The organism is Ottowia cancrivicina (genome assembly GCF_029813755.1).
In the GTDB taxonomy this organism is placed as follows: Bacteria; Pseudomonadota; Gammaproteobacteria; order Burkholderiales; family Burkholderiaceae_C; genus Ottowia; species Ottowia massiliensis.
On sequence record NZ_JARVII010000044.1, the window covers coordinates 1 to 5,863 of the forward strand.

The window sequence follows — 5,863 nt, forward strand, 5'->3', positions numbered from 1 at the left end:
CAGGGCGCGCGGGCCGAGGGCGCGGGTCTGCGCCAGCACGCTCAGGGCGGCTTGCACCACGGCGCGCAATTCCCAGCCCGCGCGGCCCGGCACGCGATGCACCAGCGGCGCGCCTTGCAGCATGGTGGCGCGGGCGTGGCGGGTGAGCGATTCCAGCAGGCGGGCGGCGCGCTCGTCGTCTGGGCGCAGGGCCGCGAACTGCTCGCGCGGAGCGGTGATGGCAATGCCGTGCGCAGCGCATTCGGCCAGCGGCAGGTAGTAGCGGCCACGGGGAATGTCCACGCTCAAGTCTTGCCAGAAGTTGATGAGTTGCAGCGCGGTGCAAATGGCGTCGCTCTCGCGCAGGGCCTGCTCTTGCGTCACGCCATACAGGTGCAGCAGCAGGCGGCCCACGGGGTTGGCCGAGCGGCGGCAGTAGTTCAGCAAGGCGGGCATATCGGCGTAGGCGGCGCCGTCGCGCGTCATCGTCACGTCTTGTACGAAGGCGCTGAGCAAATCGTCCAGCGGCTGCGCGGGCAGGCCGAAGGTGCGCATCTGCGCTGCCAGCGGAACAAACACCTGCGGCCAGCGGGGCGAAGGCGGCTGGCCTTGCGCTACGGCCAGCAGGTCAGCGCGGTAGCTGGCCAGATCGCGCAGCCGGGCGGCGGCGGGCGCATCGCCTTCATCGGCCAGGTCATCCGCCGTGCGGGCGAAATGGTAAATGGCGGCAATGGGCGCGCGCAAGCGCGGCGGGCACAGCCAGGAAGCGACGGGGAAGTTTTCGTAATGCTCAACCGGCTGGGGCGGCTGGAGCGCGAATCCGGCTGGCGGCGGGCGTTCGTCTGGGGGCATCGCGTTGCGCGTTTTCGTTCAGGCGCGCCACCGGAGCGGGAGAGATGGGAGAGAGAAGAAAGGATGACGAGCCTTGACCCCGGCACTGGCTCCACGGTTAGGGCTGCTTGGTTCCCCACCTGACCCGGTTGGCCGCTTCCCCATGCGGGAAGGCCCGTCGGGGCGCGATTGTAGTGGCTGGGCGCGGCGCGCAGACTGTCCGCCTGCTTTCATGCGCAGCCCCGGGCGGCTCAGGCCAGCGGCCTGGATTCGCTCTTCATTCGATAGCAGCAACTTCCCTCCAAACGGGCGCAAACGCCGTTTTCAGGGCGTTGAATCCGCTTCTGTTTTTGATGCCCCGCGTTTTCTCTTCACCCAGGCCCGCGCCGCACATTCCTGAAAGCCAGGTGGATTGCGGCGGCCATTCAGAAATCTGCGGCCCCCGCTTTCCGGCAGCCAATTGCCCTTTTCCGCAAGAGAAGCGCTGGACAGAAAGGCAAGGCACGCGGACGCAAGCCAATAGTCACTCGCGTTGGCCGGCACGCTTCAAGCACGAGACCGTTTGTCGATGCCGTGCTTTATCACTGCCGGGCAGACTTCCCTTGGCGCGATCTGCCAAGGCGCTTTGGCGCCTTTCGCGTGATTCACCTTCGGCACATCACCCTGAGGCAGCGGGACAGTGCAGCTCATGCAGCGTTTGCAGCAGGCGCAGCACATCCGGGCGGGCGATGGCGTAGTAGATGTTCTTGCCGTCGCGGCGGGTGCTGACCAGCTCTTCGCTGCGGAGCACGGCCAGTTGCTGCGAGAGCGTAGGCTGGCGAATGCCCAGCGCGGCTTCCAGATCGCTCACGCAGCTTTCGCCTTGCGAGAGCTGGCACAGCAGCAGCAGGCGGTCTTCATTGGCCAGCATCTTGAGCATGCGCACGGCGGCCGCCGCGCCGCTGCGCATGGTTTCGGGGGTGACGGAGAGAACAGAGGCGTCCATACAATCTATATTTTTATATACTATTGCTTTCTTAACTGAAAGGAGTGTACCTTCATGAGCAAAAGCTACCGCGACATCATTGAACACGTGACTTCCTGGCTGGGGCCGCTGCGCAAGGATATCCCGCAAACCATGCAGGCGTTTCACGCGCTGTCGCAGGCGGGGCAAGGCGATGGAGCGCTGGACAAGAAGACCAAGGAATTGATCGCCTTGGCGCTGGGCGTGGCGGCGCGCTGCGACCCTTGCCTGGGCTATCACGCACAGGCGCTGGTACGGCTGGGCTGCACGCGGGCGGAGCTGGAAGAAATGCTGGCGGTGTGCGTTTACATGGGCGGCGGCCCCTCCCTGATGTATGCTGCCAACGCACTGGCCGCCTACGAGGAATTTGGCGGCGAAAAGACCGCCACGGCGGCATGAATTCCCCACGATGGTTTCATCAACCCAGGCATATCCAGAAAGGAGACAAGCCATGAAACTCAACGTTGGCGGCATTGACCGCATTTTGCGTATTCTCGTAGGGCTGGCGCTGATTGTGGCAGCGGCGCTGGGCTACATTGGCTGGTGGGGTTATATCGGCGTGGCGCCGCTGGTAACGGGGATTTTCCAGTTTTGTCCAGCATACCGGCTGCTGGGCCTGAGCACCTGCCCGGTGAAATTGCAGCCGCCCGGCCAGAAAGAAAAATAGGCGTCAATTCATGCCACAAGAAAGCCCGGAAAGCATTCCCGGGCTTTTTTTATGCAATCGGCCTTCTGAAAAGGCGTAAATGGCGTTTTCAGCCTTTGAAAACTGGCAGAACATCGGCGCGACTGAGAATCTGCGCCAGAACGTTGAGCACGCCAAACAGAAAAACCCAAACCATCAGCCACAGGCCGCCATACACGTGGTAGCCCTTGCCTGCGCCAAATTTCTTGCGGCACGCATGCAGCAGCAAGGCAGGCACGAAAGCCGTCCATACCGTGGCGGCGAAGCCTACGTAGCTGATTGCCAGCACGAATCCTGTGGGAAACAGCAAACAAGCTGCCAGCGGCGGCAAAAAAGTCAGAGCGGCGGCCTTGCTGCGCCCGGCGCGGCTGGAGTCAAATCCGAACAGGTCGCTCAGGTAATCCAGCAAGCCCAGCGTGACGCCAAGAAACGACGAAGCAATGGCCATGTAGGAGAAAAACGATAGCACCCTGACCAGCCCGCTGCCTGCCACACCCGCCAGCGCGTCAAGCAAGGCGGCCACGTTGTCCTGCGCGGCAATCACCGGGCCGAATTCACTGCGCGGCAGATTGCCTTGCACGGCAAATTGCCAGAGCGCGTAAATCAGCAGCGCAATCAATGTGCCCAGCCACAGCGAGCGGGCCACCTTGCGCGCATCGCCCTTGAAATAGTCAAACAGGCCCGACACGTTGCCATGAAAGCCGAATGAAGCCAGGCACACGGGCAGGGCCGCGCCCGCATAAATCCAGTAATGCGTCTGGCCGCCTGAAGCCGTATCAAGCAAAATATCTGGCTGTGCCGAAGCAAGCAAGCCGCCATTTGCCCATAAAAAGCTGATGACCATGCCGCCAATCAAAATAGTGGTCGCGCGGTCTACCCAATAAACCGACCACCAAACGCAAGCCGAGAAAATCAGTGTGAAAAGGATTTGCCCCACCCACAAGGGCTGCTCCAACGCATGCGCCGTGAGATTGCCGCCCGTAAAAATATAGGCATACGTGAGCAAATACAGCACGAAAGCGACAGAAAGGCCATTGACGGCGCTCCAGACCGGACCTAGCAGGTCTTTGACGATGGTGTCGAAATTGGCGCCGCGCGGATAATGCGTGGTGGCCTCCAGAATCATCAGCCCCGACGACAGCATGGAAAACCAGGTGTAAAGCAGCACCGCCAGCGAACCAATGAACCAGACGCCTGAAGTAGCCGTTGGATTGGCGAGCATACCCGCGCCAATAACCGTGCCGGCAATGATCATGGCGCCGCCAAAAATGGAGGGATTTCTGGAATTCATGTTCAGGCTTTCCGTTATTCAGTGCAGTGTGGCAGTTTTAAGGCAATTCCAGGCGAATCGCGCCATTGCGGCCCGTCTGATTGGCTGCACATCGGTCAATCCCATCAGGCCACCCGTTTCATCAGCAGGCAAAAATTATACAAATACAAACGCATTGATTAATGCTGTTGGTCTGAATGAAAAGTGAAAGACGCAGGCCCGCAATTCACAGGCCGCCAGCCATTTTTGCGCGTCTTCGTGCGAGGCGCCTCTGGCCTCGCGCGCTCACGCGCCACACGATTGCGTTGCGAACGATTGCTAGCGTCTATCATCCACTGTACCGATTTTTTGCTTTTGGAAACGCCATGCTGCATGACTTTCTCAATCTGCTGACACAAATCCTGGCTTCCGTGGTGGGGGGCGCGTGCCTGTTGCGCGTATGGCTGCGCCTGCGCGGCGAGTCGTGGCAAAAACTGGTGCTGGCTCCTTTGCTGACCGTGCTGACTGGCTGGCTGGTCACTCCGCTTGAAACGCTGGCACAAGCGCTGCGCCTGCCAGTGAACCAGCCTGGCCAGCGCTGGGACGTGATCAGCCTGCTGGTGGCCTTCGTGCTGGAGCTGCTGCGGCAGGCCGTTCTGCTCTCGGCCTTGCGCCAGCCGCCTTGGAGCGCATGGCTGCCGCTGGCGCTGCTGGGTGTGCTATGGATGGCCCTTTCCGTGGCGCAGGTCATGGTGCTGCTGGCCGCGCTGGCTTCCTGGCTGCGCCCCGGCATGGATGAGCTGCGCTGGCTGGAGCGTCTCACCCGCCCGCTGCTGGCCCCCGCACGCCGCCTGCTGCCGCCGTTCAAGGGCATTGACTGGTCACCGCTGCTCGTGCTGCTGGTTCTCTATCTACTGGGCGTGGGGGTGTCTTACTTGCAGGGGCGGCTGGTGCAGGTTTTTCTGCTCTTGAAATAAAAGCGGCCCAGGCCCGTTCGGCCAGGACTTGCGGCCCACGGAATGTCCAGAAACGGCGGGAATCGCTTCAGCGTCTGACCCTGAATGCGAAAAAACAGCTCCGCGCAGCCAGCTATACAAGCCAAGCCACCCTTGAGCCATTCTTTCCGCAGCCCCATCCCCGCTTCGTCCTGTTCACGGTTTCAGTCTGATGACTGAATGACGGATTTCCTGATCTCCAAATGCCCCTGGGGTGGCAGAATTGCATCAACCTGATGAATCAGATTCCGGTCCAGATCATAGGTATGAAAATGCAATAAAACCGTCCCGTCGGCGCTGCGTTTCATGTCTGGCAAGACGTTTTCAATGCCTGCTTTCCTGATTTGCTGAATAGCCAGGGGCGCTGTTTCAGTCACCAATACGCCCCCTGCATTTTCCAGACGGGCAATCACGCCGGCCCACCATACGGAATCGGCTCCCCGGCCACATACATTCAAAGTGCGTTCGGCCCGGTTTTCTTCGCGCACGCCCAAAATAGATCCGTCAGGCAGCGCAACATATCCATACCGGGGGCCATCCATTTGCTGCTTGTTTCGCACGCCATAAAACGTGCAGCCGTCGCGCGTCAGAACGTCAATGACGCTGGCTTCCACTTGTGATCGAGGCCAGTTCAATTCGGCCTCCGCCTGGTCAAGAACGCGCTCCAGCGCGGAGGCGGCTGCGGTATCTGCTGTAAAAGTCATGATGAACATTCCACTTGCCAGAAGAATGAAATGATGAATCAGGGAAGAAAGGGTTTTGCTCAATTGTCAGCGTCTCCATCAAGAGGCAGTGTGGCAGGCGCATTTTCGTTCGGAATCATATTATTCATTGCCACGCGCATGTTTTTCGTGGCCTGCCAATTCGGGGTTATATATCAACTCCTTGCTTCGGAATATCCAACAAAAGCCCAAAACCAGAAATAGCCTCAATGCGACGGCTCTGGCATCTGTTTGTCGCATGGGTTTCCATGCAAATAACCTTCATACGAAACACGTATCCGCTCATCTGAAGCCGAAGCAAGTGGCAAATGCCGGCCAGGCAGGCCGCTTCACAGGCTGGCGCGCTACCATGCGCGCCCTTTTGTCTCTGAGCGCTTTCCTCTCACATGACTGTCTCGA

Annotated in this window: 7 protein-coding genes and 1 other RNA gene; 3 read left to right on the forward strand and 5 right to left on the reverse strand. The window is 60.2% G+C overall.

Annotation, left to right across the window (positions count from 1 at the left end; all coding sequences use genetic code 11):
• The 3 genes from hpnC to QB898_RS12710 all read right to left on the reverse strand — a co-directional run.
• The coding region (gene hpnC / locus QB898_RS12695) for a squalene synthase HpnC (RefSeq protein ID WP_279525249.1) at positions 1-831 on the reverse strand (831 nt) is incomplete at its 3' end.
• A gap of 62 nt (positions 832-893) precedes the next feature.
• Positions 894-990: signal recognition particle sRNA small type (ffs, locus tag QB898_RS12700), an RNA gene on the reverse strand.
• A 478-nt stretch (positions 991-1,468) separates the two neighbouring features.
• On the reverse strand, positions 1,469-1,795 hold the full coding sequence (locus QB898_RS12710) for an ArsR/SmtB family transcription factor (protein ID WP_279525250.1): 327 nt from the start codon (positions 1,793-1,795) through the stop codon (positions 1,469-1,471).
• A 54-nt stretch (positions 1,796-1,849) separates the two neighbouring features.
• Here QB898_RS12710 and QB898_RS12715 point away from each other — a divergent pair, with 54 nt between their 5' ends.
• On the forward strand, positions 1,850-2,212 hold the full coding sequence (locus tag QB898_RS12715; RefSeq protein WP_279525251.1) for a carboxymuconolactone decarboxylase family protein: 363 nt from the start codon (positions 1,850-1,852) through the stop codon (positions 2,210-2,212).
• 52 nt (positions 2,213-2,264) lie between these two features.
• A complete protein-coding gene (locus QB898_RS12720; RefSeq protein WP_279525252.1) occupies positions 2,265-2,480 on the forward strand; it encodes a YgaP family membrane protein in 216 nt (71 codons plus the stop codon).
• An 88-nt stretch (positions 2,481-2,568) separates the two neighbouring features.
• Here QB898_RS12720 and QB898_RS12725 read toward each other — a convergent pair whose 3' ends face one another.
• On the reverse strand, positions 2,569-3,789 hold the full coding sequence (locus tag QB898_RS12725; protein ID WP_279525253.1) for an aromatic amino acid transporter: 1,221 nt from the start codon (positions 3,787-3,789) through the stop codon (positions 2,569-2,571).
• 344 nt (positions 3,790-4,133) lie between these two features.
• Here QB898_RS12725 and QB898_RS12730 point away from each other — a divergent pair, with 344 nt between their 5' ends.
• Positions 4,134-4,724 carry a YggT family protein gene (locus QB898_RS12730; RefSeq protein ID WP_050714408.1) on the forward strand — a complete coding sequence of 197 codons (591 nt, stop codon included), beginning with the start codon at positions 4,134-4,136 and terminating at the stop codon, positions 4,722-4,724.
• 182 nt (positions 4,725-4,906) lie between these two features.
• On the opposite strand, the gene QB898_RS12735 is transcribed toward QB898_RS12730, so the two are convergent.
• Complete coding sequence (locus QB898_RS12735; RefSeq protein WP_279525254.1) at positions 4,907-5,509, reverse strand: hypothetical protein; 603 nt, start codon at positions 5,507-5,509, stop codon at positions 4,907-4,909.
• Positions 5,510-5,863: the final 354 nt, after the last annotated feature.

Bases quoted from the DNA above. Each gene is read 5' to 3' on its own strand.
- QB898_RS12730 (WP_050714408.1), top strand. From the start codon at position 4,134: ATGCTGCATGACTTTCTCAATCTGCTGACACAAATCCTGGCTTCCGTG.
- QB898_RS12710 (WP_279525250.1), bottom strand. From the start codon at position 1,795: ATGGACGCCTCTGTTCTCTCCGTCACCCCCGAAACCATGCGCAGCGGC.
- QB898_RS12720 (WP_279525252.1), top strand. From the start codon at position 2,265: ATGAAACTCAACGTTGGCGGCATTGACCGCATTTTGCGTATTCTCGTA.
- QB898_RS12725 (WP_279525253.1), bottom strand. From the start codon at position 3,789: ATGAATTCCAGAAATCCCTCCATTTTTGGCGGCGCCATGATCATTGCC.
- QB898_RS12715 (WP_279525251.1), top strand. From the start codon at position 1,850: ATGAGCAAAAGCTACCGCGACATCATTGAACACGTGACTTCCTGGCTG.